Here is a 292-nt window from a genome sequence, read left to right on the forward strand (position 1 = left end):
GCATGGCAGCGGCGCGCACCGGACCACCACGTGACCGGCGTCGAACAGGGCATCCAGCACTGCCTGTTCGTATCCGCCACAGGCCTCCAGGACACGCTGGCCGACCTCATGGTGTGCCAGCCAGGACAACAACTTGCGGTGGCCCGCGGGTGTGTTGTGAAACTGCGCGAAAGGGCCGCGGTGGACGGCCACATCCAACAGCGCCTTGCACCCATCAATCCCGATGCCGTTCATGCGCGAACTCCGTCTCCGTTAGGCTTGAAGGCGCGAGAGCTCCCCTGCCTGCCCTGCC

General features: G+C 66.1%; 1 pseudogene. It reads right to left on the minus strand.

The annotated features are described in order from the left end of the window. Nucleotides 1–234: pseudogene (locus tag XpopCFBP1817_RS21390) on the minus strand (IS110 family transposase); the annotation flags it as partial. Between the last annotated feature and the right edge of the window lie 58 nt (nucleotides 235–292).

The sequence above is a fragment of the Xanthomonas populi genome, assembly GCF_002940065.1.
Classification (GTDB): domain Bacteria; phylum Pseudomonadota; class Gammaproteobacteria; order Xanthomonadales; family Xanthomonadaceae; genus Xanthomonas; species Xanthomonas populi.